We start from the raw sequence: 18,464 nt of genomic DNA on the forward strand, positions 1-18,464 counted from the left end.
GCGGGCTTGTGGGGCTAGCCCCCTAACCCAATCTTATCATCGCCGGTGGCGCGCGCGGTACAAACCTCGGTCGAGGCGCCGAAATTGCGGTCGAACTCCATGTGATGTTCATAGGTGTCGGGCCGATAAAGCCCGCTGATATGTTCCACCACTTGACCCGCCGCGTCGAACACCCGTCTGCGCACTGCCAACAACGGCTCGCCCTGCTCAACCTGCAACAAGCCTGCCACCTCGGGGGAGGCGAGTTTAGCACTGATCGACTGCTGCGCCAGTTTGACCGAATGCCCCGCGCGCTCAATCAAGGCGAGAAAAGGCACCCTGCGGATTTCATCAGCGGTGAAACTGCGCCCGATTCCTTCGGGCAGCCATGTGGTGAGGTAGCTGAACGGTACCCCGTCAAGGCTGCGCACCCGCACCGCCCGTTGCATAACCGTGCCCTCGGGCATCGCCATCATGCGACATATATCAGGCGGGGCGACAACAAAGGCGGAATCGATCAGTACCACATCCGTCTCAAATCCCAGACCTGTTGATTGGGGCCGGACTGATCTTTGTTTTCGGGGCCAGCTATATCGTGAAGGTTCGGCTGAGCTGTCTGATCCCCTTCGTGTTGGCCGTCTCAATGATGGGCGCCTTCGCCATCACCGGATCAATGGTCGGCCCGCTGACCGTCGCGGGTGCGGGTGCTTTGGGCTGGACGATGCGGCGCTATGGGTATCCTGTGACCGCAATAGTCATGGGCCTGCTGATTGGCCCGATGGCCGAGGGCGAGTTGACGCGAAGCTGGCAGATTTCGGGCGGCGACCCGGCGTTCTTGCTGGAGCGCCCGATTACGTTGGTCATGCTTGGCCTGCTCAATTTGATGCTCGGCGTTGTGCTGTTTGGTCGCAAAGTCCACGCGGACGACAGCAAACTTAGCGTATCATGTACAGGGGCTGATGCTGTAGCCCCCCCCCCCGACGTCACGTTTGTGACTAGGTGGGTCATGTTTGATCCAACTAGCGCGATAGATATCGGTGCAACGGGTTCATGGCTTTTAAAGGAGCCCTGCTCGAACTTCTAAGCTACCGGGAAAACACCTGTTACTCGGAGAATGAAGCTTTTCATCCCTGAGCGATTAGGGCGCAATCTCTCTCCACGCCGTGCTTCTCCAGAATGTCACCGACATATCCGGAACGGACTGAGGACCTGACGAAGCTTCGCAGCAGTTCCGTAGCGGGAGGGCGACCGACGGGTACCCCCAGAGCTTGCCGAATTGCCATGAATGGGGGGAATAGTACTCGGCTGCCCGCGCGCTTTGCTGCTTCATCTGCCACAACTGCTCCAATGCCCGCTACTGCCGAAACTTCGTTTCGATCGAGTGCTTCGAGCATTGCGTAAATATCTTGGGGGTGTCCGCATATCGTGTTGGCGCGCTTCGCTTTCGAGTGAAAGAGCCAATCTCCTTCCGTGAACACCGCGGAGGGAACCCATTTCTACACCACGACTTTCGCCGCCTTTTGGGTGCCCTGGGCGATCTGAATCCCGCTCAAATTGAGCATGCCCAGACGAAGATCATGGAGCTCCGACGAAAAACGGAGGCGATCTCTGAGATCGAGGCGCGCTCGAGCCAGGAGCAGCCGTGTCCGTCCTGTGGTATCGAACACCGACAGAAGTGGGGAAGAACGCGCACCGGCATTCAACGCTACCGGTGCCGGGGATGCGGTAAGACCTACTCGGGCCGGACTGGCTCTGTCATAGGCCGCATCCACCGACCTGACCTGTTTATGGCTGTGCTCCGGGACATGCTGGGCACTCCCGCGCCGCAGTCGGTGCGGAAGCTTGCGGAACAACTTGGGCTCAACAAATACACGGTCTGGCGCTGGCGGATGCTGGTGTTCTCAATCATTGACCGCAGCGAAGATACGGCTTTTTCCGGGATTATCGAAGCAGATGAAACTCACCAACGGGAGTCCCGGAAGGGTTCTCGAGAATGGGTTCGGCACTTCGCCGATCCGCAGAATGTCCCAGCACCGCCCCGCCCAAGGTGGGAAGACTTCACCACGAAGGGGCTGAAGATGATGCGAGGCCTATCGAAATGGCAGCTCCCCATTCTCACCGTCGCCGATCGGGGCGGCGCGAGACTGTTCCAGCGCCTTCCGAATCGCCAGAGCGCAACACTGGAGCGTGCTCTGAAGCCCCTTCTGCCGCAGGATGCCGTGCTGTGCTCGGACGGCGCCAGACGCTATGCGACTGTGGCAGCAAGCGGCGGAATCGAACACTTCGTGGTCGGCAGCAAACCAGGATCGCGCGTTACAGCAGGCTGCTATCACATCCAGAACGTGAACTCGCTTCACGCCCGCTACGACAAGTTCGTCAAGCCCTTCTGTGGCCCGGCAACGAAGAACCTGAACGGTTACATAAGGTGGCTGGAGGCTCGGTTGGCGGGGATGAAGCCCGCCGACGTCATTCGAGCCTCGTAACGTGTCACCGCGGAGAGCAGATGTCCGCAATCAGCGCCGGGTCGACTTTTCGAGTGACCTCTGAATTGGGCGAACTGGGCGGATACCGGCCTTTCGCTGCACGTGGAACGGAGGTCCGCTTTGCATCGCGAGCGGTTAACCGAGTTGCATCTCGTCAGCATGCTTGGGCTTCTCAACGACGCAAGTAGCTTTCGAGACGGGGCTTAATGACGAGCGTTAGAAGCAATGCAACCGCGAGACCCACGGGAAATGCAGTTACGAACGCAGCCGTCCATGCCTGGCGAAAGACCATGCCCTCGGAAAAGCCTACGGCAGTCCCCGCAGCGATTGCCGCGACGAACGACTGCATGATCACCGACATGACCAGCCCGAGCCCGATGTTGCGCCTGACTGGGGAGACGCCGGGAAGCCGCCGCTCGGCCAGCTTGCCGAGAAACATCATGAGCAGCAGGGCTATCGGCATCAGCACGAAGAACGCCTTGGCAAACGACAGGACCCAATCATGCAGGAAGGTCTGGTCGAAACCTACGTTGGCCCATGTCATGATGGCTGTGAGAAGACCGGCGACCGACCCCATGACGGCAAGGACCGCGCCGACCTTTGAAATGAGTGAGGGATGCCGGGACGTGTGAGGTGTCGAAGTCATTTCGTTTGTCCGTTCGAGAAAAGTGCCTGTGGAGGTGACTATTTGCCGAGTGCAGGTCGGGTCGGCGGGTCGGATCGCAGGGTGAGGCTACAGCCCTCCACCAGAAGCTTTCCGAGCGAGTTCAGAGATTTGTGTCGGGGGATCTTGCAAGAAGTTAGAGACCCATTTCGGCGGTGCCGCCAAACCGCGGATTTGGGCGGTGTGCCGGCATTACCTGGCCATGGGTGCCGAGAACGTCTGTCCTCGCATCATGACAACGGCCAGGCTGATCCACCACAGCATGGTCAGGGCAATCATGCCGAGCAAAGCCCAAAGGCGTTCCTGAAACGTGATATCGAAGAAGCCAGACAACCAGCCAACAAGGCCAAGGCCGCCGATCGCAATGCCCAGCAGTGACTGGATCGTCCCAAGCCCGGCGAGGGAGAGGCCATAGGCCAGAACGCCCGTGCCGATCATGGTCAGGATCATGTAATGGGCGCCAAAGCTGGCTGCACTTTCCGTTACAGCCATGACGATCAGGCCAGAGACGTCTTTCTCCGCATCGCTCGCAGCCATGTAGTGCTTGGAAACATGGCCCAAGGCGACGCCGTCAAGCGCTGCCCCGCTGAGATAGAGCACGCCCGCGACGACAAGTATCAGGAATCCGGCAAGGGTCACCCTCTCCGCAGGCGAGATCCCCGATCGCATCCGAACCTCCTGATACACCGCCAGGAACCCGTAGACGAGAAGAGGAACCGTCAGCATCGCCATGACGTGAGAGACATACCAACCGCCCAGAAGTGCGGTTTCGGCTGTTTGGGCGGCATTCTGCCCGGGCGGCAAGGACCCTGAATGGAAGCCTTCGCTCAGAGCGACCGGCAGCATCCGTGAGAGGGTGAACAATGCGGCGCCAATGAGCGCAAGGCTCCCCGTATGCGCCGTCAGGGTAGTGTTGGATGTCGGAATGCTCATTATGCTCTCTCGGTCTCGCTTGTGTCCGTTTCTGCTGGACGTGAAGGTGACGGGGCTGCGGCGGAGGATATCGCAGCCCCGGAGGCTGCGATCAGGCCGCGTTGTCGGTGGCGGACCAGGCGAATTTCTGGAACGGCTTGTCGACGGGGGTGTCGGCCAAGTGGTTGGTGTAGTTCGACATCACCTTCTGGCTGTAGCCGAGGATCACCTCGAGGATGTTGCGCCTGGTGAAACCCGCGTCGAGGAAGGCATGCACAGTTGCGTCGTCAAGGTTGCCCCGGTCGCGCACCAGCGCCAGGGTGAAATCGCGCAGCGCCTCGAGCCGGGCATTGGGCAGCGGTGTGCCATCGCGCAGCGAATTGGTGATCGTATCGTCGACGCCCATGGACTTGGCGATGCCGGTATGGGCGGGCACGCAGTAGTGGCAGGCATTCTCGACGTTGACGGTCTGCCAGACGACGGTCAACTCGTCCTTGTCGAAGCTGGAATTCACAAAGATCTCGTGCACGCGCTGGTAAGCTTCCAACAGGCCCGGCGCCTCGGCCATAACAGCGTGCAGGCCAGGGATCATGCCGTAGGCGGCCTTGGATTTCGCCAGCAGCGGCTGACTGGCCTCTGGGGCGGTGGTCTCGTTGTGAAGCGTGAAGTCGGTCATTTCTGTCTCCGTTTCAGGTCGGGGTTTGAATTTTCGGGGTGTCCGAAAAAATGCAGCAGCGGCTGGAGGAGCCGAACGGCTCTGCCGCCAGTCAGGGAAAAGTCAGATCTGCGTCCAACCGCCATCGACGATCAGCTCGGTGCCCACCCACTGTTGCCGCCGGTGATGACGGCCGTCTTTCCGGCAAGCTTGCCCATTGTCTTCTCCTCTGGATGTGGCAGCATTTCGCCGCGTTCGATCGGTATATGCCGTAAGCAGGACACATATTGAAATTGAATGATTGAACACTCTATATTCATGATATGAATTTGAGATCTTTGGACCTGAACCTCCTGGTCGCCTTCGACGCGCTGATGCGCGAGCGCAACGTGACGCGGGCTGCACGTGCGATCGGGCTGTCACAGCCCGCATTCTCCAATGCACTGACGCGACTGAGGGAACGTTTGGGGGATGAGCTGTTCATCCGGACACCGGACGGCATGCGACCGACCGCTTGGGCGCTGGAACTGAGCGGCCCGATCACCACCGCGCTAAGCGACATTCAAACGGCGCTGGATGGCGCCTCCTTCGATCCGGCCAACGCGACCCGGCTGTTCACCATCGCCGCCCCGGACTACGCAACGATCACGCTGTTCCCAAAGCTCCTGCATCGGATCAGCAAGGAGGCGCCGGGCATCACGTTGCAAGCGATCACGCCCAGCCTGCACTACGGCGAATACCTCGACAGCCAAAGGGCTGACGTGGCCTTGCTTGCTTGGCCGGACTCACCCGAGCGCTTCGTCTCCGAACCGCTGTTTACCGAAGATTGGGTCTGCGCGATGCGCCTTGGGCACCCGATGGTGGGTAAGAAACCTACTTTGGATCGATACGCCTCAGTTGACCATTTGCTGGTCAGTTCGACGGATGCGCGCCGCAACTGGGTGGATGAAGCGCTGGCCGAACGCGGTTGCACCCGCCGCGTGACTTGCACGATGCCGACTTACGGCGGCGCGGCCCTTATTCTGGAAACGACGGACCTCGTGATCACCTGCCCGGGCAGTGTCGGTCGCTTGTTTGGTAACCGGCTCGGAATGAGCGTTTCATCTTGTCCGCTGGAGACCCCGAAGAGCATGCGAAGCTTTCACATGGTCTGGCATGCAAGGCTGGGTAACCACCCGGCACAGAAATGGCTTAGGGACTTGTTGCGGGAAGTTGGCAGGGAGATCGGGAAATAGTCGACGTCAACGTGCGGATGATGGCCTGTCGGTGCTGGGCGCAGGCTGGGGGAACCGCAGTGCAGGAGGCCATGTCGTCAGCTTTTCTGCTCTTTGTCCTGTTAGGAAGAAGTCGAAGCTGTCATCTGCTGCAACTTTCATGAATGACCGCTGAGGGCCGCTCATACCAGTAGGCTGCCGATACGCGAACGGCTGCTCCTGCCCTCGTAACAGACCAACACGATATGCGGACACCCCCAATATCTTCATAGTACAGCACGCAGTCCGCTCCGGGTTGCCGCGCGAGGGTCAGACTGTAGGCGCTACCGGTCACAGAGCCCACCGGAGCCCGCGAAGCCACCAGTTCGTCAGCAGACTTGGCAGCGCAAAGAGGTCAAGTCCATATCGTCAGAACTCCGATCAAAACCTCTCGAGCGTAGCAGTAAATTTCCATTGCCAAAGAGATGTTTGAATACGGTTTAGCGGGTATCCCCAGCAAAACCCTGGCATCCGGCACTAAAACCACGCGATCATTGAACACGAAAATGTCCGCCTCGTCCGGCGCCATATACAGATTAAGTGACTTATCCGCGCGGCGAGCCATATCTGATGGCAAAGCAGTTCAAAAACAGCGAGGGTTCCATGACCACATTCACCGTAAATGGAGAAGAGCTCACAGTAGACGTGCCAGGCGATACACCTCTGTTGTGGGTGCTGCGAGATGAACTGAAACTCACCGGAACGAAGTTTGGCTGCGGCGTCGCCCAATGCGGCGCCTGCACCGTGATGCTCGATGGCATGACCCGTCGGTCCTGTGTGACACCTGTATCGACGTTGGAAGGTGCCGACATTCAGACCATCGAAGGGCTCGACACCCCGGAGGCGAAAGCCGTGCAGGCGGCATGGACCGCAATCGACGTGCCGCAATGCGGTTGGTGCCAATCGGGCCAAGTCGTCAGTGCCGCTGCGCTGCTCTACGAAATTCCCAACCCGACTGATGAAGAGATCGATCAGGCCATGGCCGGAAACATTTGCCGCTGTGCGACATACGTGCGTATTCGCCAAGCGATCAAAGACGCAGCCAAGACATTGGAGGGCTGAGATATGACCGTCACTCAAAGCCGACGCAACTTCCTTGCCTCCTCGCTTGGCCTTGTCATCGCTGTGGCGCTGCCCATGCGCGGCCGTGCGCAATCGGGGGCGGCACTCGCGTTCCAGCCGGATGGCACAGAACCTACATTCGCGCCCAACGCCTTTATTCGGGTCGCCGAAGACGACACGGTAACAGTTATCATCAAACACATCGAATTCGGTCAGGGTCCGTTCACCGGCCTTTCCACGCTGGTTGCAGAGGAAATGGATGCAGATTGGGGCCAGATGCGCGCCGAATCCGCACCGGCGGATGATGAGAAATACAAGAACCTGCTGTTTGGCCTGCAAGCCACCGGTGGATCGACCGCAATGGCCAACAGCTATACTCAGATGCGCAAGGCTGGTGCCGCCGCGCGTGCATTGTTGATCGAGGCTGCGGCCGAGGAATGGGGCGTCGACGCGTCGACGATCACCATCTCCGGTGGTGTGTTGACCTCTGGCGATCACAGCTCGACCTTTGGGCCTCTGGCCAAGAAGGCTGCGATGCTGACCCCGCCTGAGGATCCCTCCGTTAAAGACCCCAAGGACTTTGTTCTGATCGGCAAGGATCGCCCAAAGCTCGACAGTCAGGCCAAATCCACGGGCACCGCCGTATTCACAATGGATATGGACCTGCCGGATATGGAATATGTCGTGATCCGCCACGCGCCCATGCTGGGCGGCACCGTCGCCAGCTTTGACGACGCCGATGCGCTGAAGGTGCCGGGCGTCACAGCCGTGCGCCAGATTCCACAAGGCATCGCGGTATACGCGACCTCAACCCATGCGGCGCTCTCTGGGCGCAATGCCCTGACGGTTGAATGGGACGACAGTGCCGCCGAGACCCGCACTTCGGCCCAGATGATGGAAGATTTTGCTGCGCTGGCTAACAGTGGCGAGGCACAGTCCGCAGAAGAGGTCGGCAATGTCGACGCGTCCCTGTCGAACGGTGTGGATGTGCTCGAAATGGAGTTTCGGTTCCCCTATCTTGCCCATGCCCCGATGGAGCCGCTCGACGCGGTCATCCAGGTCAAGGATGGCAGCGCCGAAACTTGGGGGGGTTACCAGTTCCCTGGCTTTGACCGGCAAGCAGTTGCGGGAAATCTTGGCCTACCTGTCGAGAATGTGAAACTGAACGTCATGTTGGCTGGCGGATCCTTTGGCCGCCGTGCTCAGCCGTCGGCGCAAATCGGCAATGAAATCGGTGCGATCGCCAAGGCTGCGGGACGTGACGGGGCCTGGAAACTGATCTGGACCCGCGAAGACGATCTGGCGGGCGGCTATTACCGCCCGATGACCGTTCACAAGATGCGGGGCGCCGTGGATTCAGATGGCAATATTTTGGGCTGGCATGATGTCATCGTGAACCAGTCCATCATGGCCGGTGGCCCGATGGAACAGATGATGAAAGACAACAAAGATCCGACCTCTTTCGAGGGGGCGATCAAAATGCCTTACGGCTTTGCCAATCTGCGCGTGGATTGGGTGCGCGCCGAAAGTGCGGTGCCGGTCTTGTGGTGGCGCTCTGTGGGTCATTCGCACACTGGATACGCGACAGAAGTGTTCTTGGATCACCTGCTCGAAGCGGGCGGCAAGAACCCTCTGCAGGGTCGGCTGGACCTGTTGAAGGGCGATATGGGCCGTGACCGCGCGGTGCTGGAAAAGGTCGCCGAGATGGCCGATTGGGACGGGACCAAGGTGAAGGGCGACAAAGGCTACGGCGTGGCTTTGCACGAATCCTTTGGCACCTATGTGGCTCAGATTGCCGAGGTCGAAGACCGCGGCGGGTTCCCGCATGTGACGAAAGTCTGGTGCGCCGTGGACTGCGGCGTTGCGGTTAATCCCAATGTGATCCGCGCGCAAATCGAAGGCGGCATCGGCTATGGTTTAGGCAGCGTCTTGTTCAATGCCGTGACCCTCGGCGACGGCGGAATTGTGCAAGAACAGAACTTCGACACCTACCGGATGATCCGAATTAACGAGATGCCCGCGGTTGAGGTCGAGATCGTCGAAAGCACGCTGGACCCGACTGGCATCGGTGAGCCGGGCACGCCCCCGGTCGGCCCCGCCGTCGCGAATGCATGGCGCGCTTTGACCGGTTCAAATGTGACCACCCTTCCTTTCTTGTCCGCGAACGGAGCCTGACCCATGAACATTTCTGTTAAACTGGCCATTGCCAGCATTCTTTGGGCTGGCGCGGTCAATGCTGAAACCGTCAACGGCCTGCGCACGGCTGACGAGTTCGAAAACATTGAGAACGAATCCGACCGGTCCGTCGCGCTTTTTGAGGAAATGTTCCTCGTCATCGAAAGCCCACGCTGCATGAACTGCCATCCGGTCAACAACACGCCTTTGCAGGGGGACGACATGCAACCGCACCAGCCGCCCGTGGTTCGTGGCGCTGCTGATTTTGGTGCGCCGGGCATGCGTTGTTCGACCTGCCATGGCGCAGAGAACGTACCCTACAGCACTGGGGAGGGCTCGATACCAGGGCATGAACCTTGGCAGCTTGCACCCATCGAAATGGGATGGGTCGGCCTGACGGCGGCAGAAGTTTGCGAACAACTCAAAGATCCTGACCGCAATGGCAACCGGACGCTCACCGAACTCCATGAGCATAACGCGGAAGATGGGCTGGTCGGCTGGGGTTGGGAGCCGGGTGACGGCCGGACACCTGCACCAGGCTCTCAGGAGGTTTTTGGTGCGTTGACGCAAGCATGGATCGACACTGGTGCGGCTTGCCCTGCAGGGTGATCCGCCCAAGAGGCTTCCGATGGTTTTAAGATAGGGCGATCGGGAACAAAGGTTCGGTGACTTTGAACCTTTAAGAAGGGTGAATCACAATCTTCAGCCTGTTCGATGGCGGGCTGAAGATTGTTCTCCCTTTGGTGAATGGGCAAACAATTGGAAGATGTTGGCAATTTTGAGCGTGCGGCCTCTTGCAACTGAAATGCGCCTGTACCTTGCCAGAATTTGTAAGTTGGGACGACGCAGTATCAGTAAATCTGTAGTGTTCGGCTAAAGTTTAGGGCGACAGGTGGATTTTTCGACTCGGAAGTGCCCACAGCTTTTGGTGGAATAGAGATGACCTACAGCGGCAATCCCGCGCAACCGACCTCCCCACACCCATGGTCTGTTGCGTACCGAAGCGCTGGAGGCCCTTAAAGGTGTCAGCCATATCCTCCACGCAGGGGATATCGACGTTCCCGAGCACCTTGAAACGTTGGCGCGCATTGCCCCTTTGACAGCAATTCGCGGCAACATTGACCGCGGCGAATGGGCAGATGCGCTACCCGAGGCGGCCAGCCTCACTCTTTGTGGGCTGCGCATTCACATGGTTCATGACCGCAAAGATTTGCGGGCCGATCCAGAAGCAGAAGGGTGGGACGTCGTGATATCCGGCCATTCCCACAAGCCTGGGATCGATGCCAGCGGCACTCCGCTTTGGCTTAACCCCGGTACCGCTGGGCCGCACCGGTTCCGCCTTCCGATCTCGCTGGCTCTCCTTTGGAATGATGCCGACCACCCACGCACTGTGATCCGCACACTGCCTGCTTAGATCGCAAAACCTACGACAGGTAGAGACAAAGCAGACATGGCCACCCGCGAAGCCCGCAACTCTCTATCCGGCGAGAACACAACTGAAGCACTTAGTAAGATCAGCTTTCGGCTCCTGACCGTCTACCCCTTAGGAATCTCGGCAACCATGCTTTCTTAGGCTGTTCCACTGACGTACCCTCCCCCCCCTGGCGGCTCCGCTTTTCCCCAAACATCAGCATGGCGGGTGTCAGGACGAGGGTCAGGAGAGTGGCGACGAGGAGCCCCCCTACAATAGAGCTCGAAAGCTCGGTCCAATATTGGGTCGACGGCGCGCCAAAGACGATTTCCCGTGTGAAGAAGTTAAGGTTGGCACCCAGCACCATTGGCATCAGCCCGAGTGCAGTAGTGATCGATGTCAGAAGCACGGGCCGCAAACGCTGGGCCCCCGTCCGTAAAGCTGCCTCGCGCGGGTTCATTCCGGCGCTTCGCAGGTCGTTGTAGGTATCGATCAGAACGATGTTGTTGTTCACCACGATCCCGGCCAGCGCGATGATCCCGATGCCCCCCATCACGACGCCGAAAGGTCTTCCTGTCACAATCAATCCAAGCAAAACGCCAGCAACCGAGAAGATAATGGCGCTCATCACGACAAAGGCTTGATAGAAGCTGTTGAACTGAAGAACGAGGATCACCAGCATCAAAACGATCGCAGCTCCAAAGGCACCAACGAGAAAAACCATCGCCTCCGTCTGGTCTTGCGCCTCGCCCGCGAAACTAAAGCTCACACCTTCAGGGAGCTCCGCGGCGTCCAAGGCTTGCTGGAGGGCAGTAACTTGATCATTGACCAACAGACCGGGCGTGACATTTGCCTCTACCGTCACCACGCGCTGTTCATCAACCCGCATAATCGTGCCCGTGCGCTCAACCGGTTCAAAGGTGACAAAGTTCGAGATCGGGACCAATCCGGCAGAAGTTGGGACTCGCAGATTACCAAGCTCTGACAATGACCGCTCCTCGGCCGGGAAACGAACCCGAATATCCAGCTCTCCATCGGCGTCCTCAGGGCGATAATCCGCAACGGCAATCCCTTGGGTTAGCAATTGAACGGCCTGTCCAAGCAAACTAACATCAGCACCATATCGCGCGGCCTCTGCTCGATTCACCCGGATGGAGACCTCGACCCCGGGCAGCGGGAGCGTGTCGGTCACATCTGTAAAGCCGCCAATTTTATCCATAATGGACAAGACCTGCGCGATAGCTTCACCCTGAACGGCGGGGTTGCGCGCGGCGATTTGAAGGTTGATCGGTTTGCCGGCCGTGGGGCCGCCGCTTTCCGTCTGGACCTGAACATCAATGCCAGCAATGTCAGATACTTCGCGTCGTATGTCGGTGCCGATTGCTTCGGCTGTGCGGCGCGTATCCCACTCGGTGAGTTCGAGCTGTATCGTCCCGATAGTCTCTTCACTGCCCTGCCCCGCGCTCATGGTTGAGCGGGCATAGACGGTGGCCACTTCATCATAGCCCAGCAACCGCTTTTCCACCCTACGCACCAAAGCGTCGCGTTCGTAGATAGAGAAGTTGTCCCGCGCGAGCACCTGCACCTGCATGAACTCTGGCTCGACCGAGGGAAAGAATGACAAGCCCGCGCCGAACTGCCCATAGAGACCGAAGCTTCCCAGCAGCATGGCAAGCGCCAGCAACGCCGTCGCACCGGGCCTTAGGATCGCCCACTCAAGCAAACGCACATAGGCACCCGTCAGGCCGCCGATACGTCTTGGGTCACCTTTTTCAGCTTCGCTTAGCGCGCGTTTGGCCGTCGCTTTTTGCGGCTGTCGTTTGCCGATGATGCCGCCCAAGACGGGAATAAAAATAAGTGCCATGAACAGGGATGCGGAAAGCGTTAGGATCACGGTGATGGGCAAGAACTTCATGAATTCGCCAACCATGCCGGTCCAGAACAGCAACGGGAAAAAGACGCTCAAAGTCGTAGCGGTCGAAGCTATAATCGGCCACGCCATCCGCTTTGCAGCATAGGAATAGGCCGTCTTGGCGTCGTCCCCTTCTTGCAGGCGACGGTCTGCCAGTTCAACCGTGACAATGGCACCATCTACCAGCATGCCGACGACCAAAATCAGCGAAAAGAGAACCACTATATTCATCGTGAAACCCATTGCCCAAAGTGCAGTCACACCTACAAGAAAGGCGCCGGGAATGGCGAGGCCAACAAGAATGGCCGAGCGAAGACCAAGCGCGGCTACGATAACGATCATGACAAGCAAAACGGCGGCAATGACGTTTGCCTCCAAGTCAGTAAGCAGTGTTTCCACCTGTTCTGACTGATCCTGAAGGTAAGTCACCTCAATGCTTTCGGGCCAATCTTTGCGCAGTTCTTCCAAAGCAGCGCGGGTCGCCGCAACTGTTTCGATGATGTTCGCACCAGACCGTTTTTTCACCTCAAGCGCGAGGGCCGGTTGACCGTCGATACGGGCATAGCCTGTCGGGTCTTGGAACGTACGTCGGACCGTCGCGACGTCCTCAAACGTCACCACTGTATTGCCACGCACCTTTACCGGGATTTGCATGACATCTTGTAGGTCTTCAATTAGACCGGGCACCTTAAGCACGATCCGCCCACCGCCCGTTTCAATCGCGCCGGCCGCAATCAAACGGTTATTGCGCTGAAGCTGGCCGATAAGTTCGTCAAAGCTAAGGTTGTAGGTTTGAAAAACTGTGGGATCGATCAACACTTCAAGGAATTCGTCGCGTGCGCCGCCGATATCGACCTCAAGCACGCCCGAGAGACCCTCAATGGCTTCCTGCGCATCATCGGCAATTGAGTTCAGTGTTCTTTCCGGCACCGGGCCGGAAATGAGTGCGGTAATGATCGGGAACAGCGCCGTGTTGATTTCCGTTACCGTGAGGTCATAGGCATCTTCGGGCAAATCGCCCTCGACCCGATCGGCGGCCTCGCGGACCTTGCGGAGCGCTTCGTCGATGTCACCGCCAGGGGTGAACTCAAGCTGGACGTTCGCAAAGCCTTCGGAGGCGTTGCTTTGTATCTTTTCAAGCCCCGCAATCGCGGCAAACTGGGACTCCATCGGCTCGATTAGAAGGCGTTCAGCGTCAGTGGGGCTAATGCCTTCGAGGCCCGTGGATACGTAAACGAGCGGCAGAGGCACCTCAGGGTTGGCTTCCTTGGGGATCGAGATGTAGGCAATCGCCCCGATCCCCAAAAGCATCAAAAGCACCATCAGGACGACCCGGCCGCGAGAGAAAGCGGCGTCAATAAGCGCGTTCATTTCCGCTACCTTCCGCTGGCCAAAGGCTCTGTGCCTCTTTCACGAATTGCGTCTCCGAGTTCTTCCAGCGTTCTTGTGGTTGCCCCGCCAGTTTCATCCAGTCCACGCTGTGCGCGAAATTCCTCAAGCGCCGTCTCAGTCTGCGGGCCCATGAAACCGTCTGCCGGACCAGCATCGTAGCCGAGAAGGTTCAGGCGTTCTTGCACGCTGCGCAGAGCGTCTATCATCCTCGCGGAGACATGCAGGACAGAAGACCGTATAAGGACTGGCGAAGAATTCCGCGCTGAACACATGCCCGCGGAGATCGAACGAACGATTTCCGAGACTACGCGCAGCGTTGCGCCGCAACTCGGCGAGCTCGATGCCTGAGACGAAGGCCAGGCGCTCCAAGGCGTCATCCTTGCACCCCGCCAGCTCGTGGGCTTTCACCTCTATATCTCGGAGAAATGGAAGTATCGGCAACCCGATATGGAGGCTCGCAAGACGCGCTGTGAAGGAGATCGGTGTCTCCTCCTGATCAAAAGGAAGAATTGGGAATAGAGCGGACATGCTCGGGTCCTCCATAGCTGATGAGGATTGTTGGGATTATGAAGGCTCGGCTGGCGCCTAAGCGATCAGATCGATTGACGACCACCGAGGCGCCAGGAAGACATTCTGGTTGATCGAGCATGCCTCCTGCGCGAAGAAGGCATCCGCGAAATGGCTGGCGTCCAGCTTGGTATCGCCCCGCAGGAGTGCGATTTCGATGGCACTGATCATCTGCTCGATGCAAAGGCCAAAACGCTTCCGCCCCGCATGGATGATGCGTTCGAGGAGGTCGCCGCGCTCGGGAGACTCAAGCCCGAACTCGGTCGCAGAAGCTGACCAGAAGTTTCCAGATCAGCTTGGAATCCGTGGAGGCCGTCACCGGGGGCAGTTCGAACTTCGAGTAGCGGCGCTGAACCTGGTGGTCGAACGAGATGCTATGCCAGAGTGTCTCGACACCGGAGAGGATCACAATTACGGCCCCGTCGCCCTGCATCAGGGATTTGAAGGTTTTGAGGATGTGCGGCGCCTCGGACTTCGAGCCGTGCGGGAACAGATCGTGGGCCTCGTCGATCCAGAAGACGACCGTTCCCAGCATCCGGAATCGCTCGCGCAGAAGCTCCCACATCCCCCATACGGTGAGCCTCTGTTCGCCCACTGGATAGCCAGTTGCCTTGAGGGCTGCCTGCGCCACGCTTTTGAGCGTGGCGGGGTTGGGGACGGTGATACTGACCACTGGCCTCGTTGCATCCGTGGCCTCCAGTCCCGGCTGAGCGGCAAGGCCGCGCTTTACGAGTGAGGTTTTCCCCCCTCCCGCGCCGTCCACGACAATGATGCCCCGGGTCTCACCTGTGGACGTGAACCTTACGGGTTCGGCGTTGCCCGTGTCCTCGTCGATCGCGATCAAACGGTCGAGCGCAGTGGCCAGATCGCGATCCCGTTTCGTGGCAACGTAGCGCCCGCGTATACCGGTGATTGTGGCGCGGATCTCCTCGTTGGAGCGTTGGTTTTTGGTGGTCATCATTTATCCTCGAAATCAAACTCTGGGTCGTCCGTCTCGTCGTCCGGGTCGGGATGACGTGCGGCACAGCCGGTAAATTCGATCGATGACTCTGCGTCGGAAACGCAAACCGAGGATTCCTGAGGATTTTTCTTCACAGGTTCGTGAGCAGCAACCTTGGACGTCAACAGGTCGTTTCCAAAGCCAAGATGTTCTTCCTGCAAAGGTGCCGGCGCCTGATCGGGCTCGATCTGGAAACCGATAAAGAGGTTGTCCTCTTCTTGGCGAAGCCTTTCCGGGGTGAATGCGTCCACCAACAAACCGACCCGCCGCATCGCGTTGCCATTGATGGCCTCAATGTCGTCGATCGCCTTGAAGACCACACTTTCCTGTAGAGCGGCCTCGTGCTTGAAGCGCGCTTGCAACGCCCGTCGCGCCGCAAGATACGTTTGGGCGCGGACCCCATCAAAGCGTCGGAACACGGATGGAACCTCGAACCACTCACCGTCGACTTCGACCGTGATTGCCCCGAGGTCTTCGCTATACCACCGGATATTGACCTCGTGGTTTCGGCGACGAAGCATCTTCCGAGCAAGCGCTTCAGAATGGTAGCGAATTCCGAGGATGGTTATACCACCTTCACCGCCCACATTGGTTAGTCGGGTGCCGAATGCCATGCGGCGACGGCGGAGATCGGCTGCCGGGGCGACCCCATACTTTTCAATCAGTCGGTCCCAGCAAGCGGCCGGTGTCTCTCCGTCCAGCCCCTGGTGTGGCGTCCGGTGGTAAATATCAACGACCCAACGGGTTAGCACTGCACATAGGTCATCCACCGACAGGGCCGCACGGCCCTTCGAGTCATAGTCCCCCCGTTCGACAATGTTGCCGAATGTGCGCCCCGTGAGGCGTGGCATCAGATGAGTGGACATCGTCTTGAAAAATCTCTCAACGCGACCGCGCATTTCTGGAAGGCCCCCGGGCGCGTGCTCCAAGCTGATGCCGAGGTCTTCTGCCGCTACTCTCACATCGTATGAGACGTATTCGGAGCCGCAATCAGTATAGACGAAGGGTGTGTGACCGCGCATATGCCACGAGGAAAGTGATCCCACGGCATCGGACCAGACCCCTTTGTCCTGCATCATCATATCGAGTGTTTGGATCGTCGCTTGCCCGGAAGGCGCCCGTGACAACCGCATCGCAAGAATGCAGCGGGTCGTGGCGCACATGGCGACTGTCAGCCACCAGCGCTTCTTGTCCCCTGTCAGCCCAAGATGCTTCTTCGTCTCGTCGTCCAGCCATTGGAGAATACCGGCATCGGCAAGAAGCGAAATCAGATCGATCTTCCAAGTATCCATCTCAACACGTTGGAGAGGACGGGTGAGATTGAGGCCAATTCCGATCGGGCCAAATTTTCTCCGAGCATACTCAAGACCCTTTCGAGCGACGGCGCACTGGTAGGGATCGAGTGCCAAGATTGCTTGACGCACTGTTTCCTTGGCGGGACGCGCGAGCTCTGGACGGCCTTTCTCTCGACGGATCACATTTTCTTTGTCGAACGCGCGCTTGACGTCGTCGTAGATCGCCGACTGTGTTTTTTCTTCTCGGGTCAGATAGCCCCGGACACCTTCTGCCAAAAGCATTCGAGTCTTTGCGCAAAGATAGCGATCTCGATTACCCTGCTTTTTCATATTGTCAAATAGACCGGAAATCCCGAAACTCTCGTATGCCTTTAACCAGCGACGTAGACTGCGCGCGCTGAACGCGGGCACAGTGAGCATTTTTTTCGGTCTATCGCTTACCTCGAAGTGTGACTTGCTCTTGAGTAATTTCGCCGCACGGCCTGTAATTGCATCCAGCGCGGCCACGATGGCTTTGTCAGTGCGATTTACTTGCAGTTCATTTTCGAGCTCGAGAAAGGCCAGCACTACCCCTTCTCTGCCTCTTGCACGCAAATGCTCTGCTGCCGGCAGCATGGACAGCAGTTCGCTGGGGGCTTCGAGGCGCGCCCTGGCTTTGTCAGGAAGCAGGGCCTCGCGCTCATGTTGCACGCGACCGAGATCCACCAACCGTGCGATTTCGGCCCGGCTGAAGGACTCGGCGACGCCTTCACCGTCGAGGCGCACGAAAACGTAACCTGCGTCCGATACGTCGACGGGACGATAGGCAATGTCACCGATGGTGACCTTGTCGTGCTGCCCAAATGCGAAACGTGTCGTCTGTGGGCTTGGTGCGAAATCAAGCATTAGGCGGGCCTCCGACGGACCAGAACCCCGGGCGCAATGCGTTCATGAGCGAGGAGTTCGAGTTCATGTCTCCCGATCATCCTGACAACGGCCATGAAGCCACGCCCCGAGACACCAGCTATGGCGACGATATCCCGAATCTGAACGGTGCTGTTGATCTCCGCGACGACGCTTTGCACGGCCGCGTCTGGTTCTGGATCGGCGAGCCGGACGCTGTGGATCAACTCGGCATTGTGCACTTCGATCGGATCGAGATCTTTTTCAGTGATCAACGTGACCCGGTCGGCAAAGTCCGAGGTGACTTGACTTGCGAGATAGCTCATCTCCGCAATGAATTCCGCCTTTGCAGCTTTCCTGGCGTTCTTGACAATCATGGCAACTCGCGAGCCATCGGTGAGAGACATCCTGAAGTCGAAGAAGTGTGTGGCAGCCGCGCCATCCAGGTTGACCCAGGGAAATGGGATTTGGTTTTCCAGACCGGCAACGCCCCGACGTGCCAGCATCACCAGCGCTACGATCTTTTCGGTGTGGCTTTCGAACTGCATGACCTGACCTTCGCGGTCTCCGAAGACGATGCTTCCGGTGAAGTGTTTTTGCACCCCCATTGTAATCTTACGACCGGCTTGGGGCTGGCGTGGGAGAATGAAGGTGCCAGATGCTGTTTCGTGCATACGGTCTGTCCTCTTCGAAGCTTTGTTTCGTCCGAGTCGAAAATTGGAATCTTTGGCCCCAGGCGGGAGAGATTTTCCCTGCAATACTCGCAAGCTCTTGATCAGAATTGGTTCTTTTTTTGCGGAAGTGGAGGAGATCCCTTCGGAT

Annotated in this window: 18 protein-coding genes; 7 read left to right on the forward strand and 11 right to left on the reverse strand. The window is 58.5% G+C overall.

Annotation, left to right across the window (positions count from 1 at the left end):
- Nucleotides 1-14 precede the first annotated feature (14 nt).
- Nucleotides 15-623, reverse strand: a complete 609-nt coding sequence (locus R1T45_RS19410; protein WP_317389977.1) for a UTRA domain-containing protein — start codon at nt 621-623, stop codon at nt 15-17.
- Between R1T45_RS19410 and R1T45_RS19415 the strand changes: the two genes are divergently transcribed.
- Together R1T45_RS19415 and R1T45_RS19420 are read left to right on the forward strand one after the other, a co-directional pair.
- Complete coding sequence (locus tag R1T45_RS19415) at nt 530-1,063, forward strand: tripartite tricarboxylate transporter permease (protein ID WP_317389978.1); 534 nt, start codon at nt 530-532, stop codon at nt 1,061-1,063. The genes R1T45_RS19410 and R1T45_RS19415 overlap by 94 nt on opposite strands.
- Before the next feature lie 703 nt (nt 1,064-1,766).
- Nucleotides 1,767-2,462: an IS1595 family transposase gene (locus R1T45_RS19420; protein ID WP_317391135.1), complete on the forward strand. Its 696-nt coding sequence runs from the start codon at nt 1,767-1,769 to the stop codon at nt 2,460-2,462.
- 172 nt (nt 2,463-2,634) lie between these two features.
- Here R1T45_RS19420 and R1T45_RS19425 read toward each other — a convergent pair whose 3' ends face one another.
- The 3 genes from R1T45_RS19425 to R1T45_RS19435 form a co-directional block, all read right to left on the reverse strand.
- The gene (locus tag R1T45_RS19425) at nt 2,635-3,108 is read right to left on the reverse strand and encodes a DUF2798 domain-containing protein (RefSeq protein ID WP_317389979.1); all 474 of its coding nucleotides are present in this window, start codon (nt 3,106-3,108) and stop codon (nt 2,635-2,637) included.
- A gap of 210 nt (nt 3,109-3,318) precedes the next feature.
- Complete coding sequence (locus tag R1T45_RS19430) at nt 3,319-4,059, reverse strand: hypothetical protein (protein WP_317389980.1); 741 nt, start codon at nt 4,057-4,059, stop codon at nt 3,319-3,321.
- Nucleotides 4,060-4,150: 91 nt separating this feature from the next.
- Entirely contained in the window at nt 4,151-4,714 is a 564-nt protein-coding gene (locus R1T45_RS19435; RefSeq protein WP_317389981.1) for a carboxymuconolactone decarboxylase family protein, read from the reverse strand.
- A gap of 317 nt (nt 4,715-5,031) precedes the next feature.
- On the opposite strand from R1T45_RS19435, the gene R1T45_RS19440 reads away from it, so the two are divergent.
- From R1T45_RS19440 to R1T45_RS19460, 5 genes are all read left to right on the forward strand, one after another.
- A complete protein-coding gene (locus R1T45_RS19440) occupies nt 5,032-5,928 on the forward strand; it encodes a LysR family transcriptional regulator (protein WP_317389982.1) in 897 nt (298 codons plus the stop codon).
- Between the two features lie 621 nt (nt 5,929-6,549).
- Entirely contained in the window at nt 6,550-7,008 is a 459-nt protein-coding gene (locus R1T45_RS19445) for a (2Fe-2S)-binding protein (protein ID WP_317389983.1), read from the forward strand.
- A 3-nt stretch (nt 7,009-7,011) separates the two neighbouring features.
- On the forward strand, nt 7,012-9,183 hold the full coding sequence (locus R1T45_RS19450; protein WP_317389984.1) for a xanthine dehydrogenase family protein molybdopterin-binding subunit: 2,172 nt from the start codon (nt 7,012-7,014) through the stop codon (nt 9,181-9,183).
- Between the two features lie 3 nt (nt 9,184-9,186).
- Nucleotides 9,187-9,792, forward strand: a complete 606-nt coding sequence (locus tag R1T45_RS19455; RefSeq protein ID WP_317389985.1) for an Isoquinoline 1-oxidoreductase subunit — start codon at nt 9,187-9,189, stop codon at nt 9,790-9,792.
- Nucleotides 9,793-10,174: 382 nt separating this feature from the next.
- Nucleotides 10,175-10,597: a metallophosphoesterase family protein gene (locus R1T45_RS19460; RefSeq protein ID WP_411041350.1), complete on the forward strand. Its 423-nt coding sequence runs from the start codon at nt 10,175-10,177 to the stop codon at nt 10,595-10,597.
- Between the two features lie 100 nt (nt 10,598-10,697).
- On the opposite strand, the gene R1T45_RS19465 is transcribed toward R1T45_RS19460, so the two are convergent.
- The 7 genes from R1T45_RS19465 to R1T45_RS19485 form a co-directional block, all read right to left on the reverse strand.
- Complete coding sequence (locus R1T45_RS19465) at nt 10,698-13,877, reverse strand: efflux RND transporter permease subunit (RefSeq protein WP_317389986.1); 3,180 nt, start codon at nt 13,875-13,877, stop codon at nt 10,698-10,700.
- 5 nt (nt 13,878-13,882) lie between these two features.
- Nucleotides 13,883-14,104, reverse strand: coding sequence for a peptidoglycan-binding domain-containing protein (locus R1T45_RS21045; RefSeq protein ID WP_348429737.1), 222 nt, complete (start codon nt 14,102-14,104; stop codon nt 13,883-13,885).
- Complete coding sequence (locus R1T45_RS21050) at nt 14,013-14,441, reverse strand: TniQ family protein (protein ID WP_411041351.1); 429 nt, start codon at nt 14,439-14,441, stop codon at nt 14,013-14,015. The genes R1T45_RS21045 and R1T45_RS21050 overlap by 92 nt, the downstream gene beginning before the upstream one ends.
- A gap of 42 nt (nt 14,442-14,483) precedes the next feature.
- Nucleotides 14,484-14,636, reverse strand: coding sequence for a hypothetical protein (locus R1T45_RS19470; protein WP_317389987.1), 153 nt, complete (start codon nt 14,634-14,636; stop codon nt 14,484-14,486).
- Nucleotides 14,637-14,712: 76 nt separating this feature from the next.
- Nucleotides 14,713-15,423 carry a TniB family NTP-binding protein gene (locus R1T45_RS19475; protein WP_317389988.1) on the reverse strand — a complete coding sequence of 237 codons (711 nt, stop codon included), beginning with the start codon at nt 15,421-15,423 and terminating at the stop codon, nt 14,713-14,715.
- Complete coding sequence (locus R1T45_RS19480; RefSeq protein WP_317389989.1) at nt 15,423-17,645, reverse strand: transposase; 2,223 nt, start codon at nt 17,643-17,645, stop codon at nt 15,423-15,425. Before R1T45_RS19480 ends, R1T45_RS19475 begins: the two co-directional genes overlap by 1 nt.
- Nucleotides 17,645-18,316, reverse strand: coding sequence for a hypothetical protein (locus tag R1T45_RS19485; RefSeq protein ID WP_317389990.1), 672 nt, complete (start codon nt 18,314-18,316; stop codon nt 17,645-17,647). The genes R1T45_RS19480 and R1T45_RS19485 overlap by 1 nt, the downstream gene beginning before the upstream one ends.
- Between the last annotated feature and the right edge of the window lie 148 nt (nt 18,317-18,464).

It is taken from the genome of Sulfitobacter sp. LC.270.F.C4 (assembly GCF_032922545.1).
GTDB classification, from domain to species: Bacteria; Pseudomonadota; Alphaproteobacteria; order Rhodobacterales; family Rhodobacteraceae; genus Sulfitobacter; species Sulfitobacter profundi.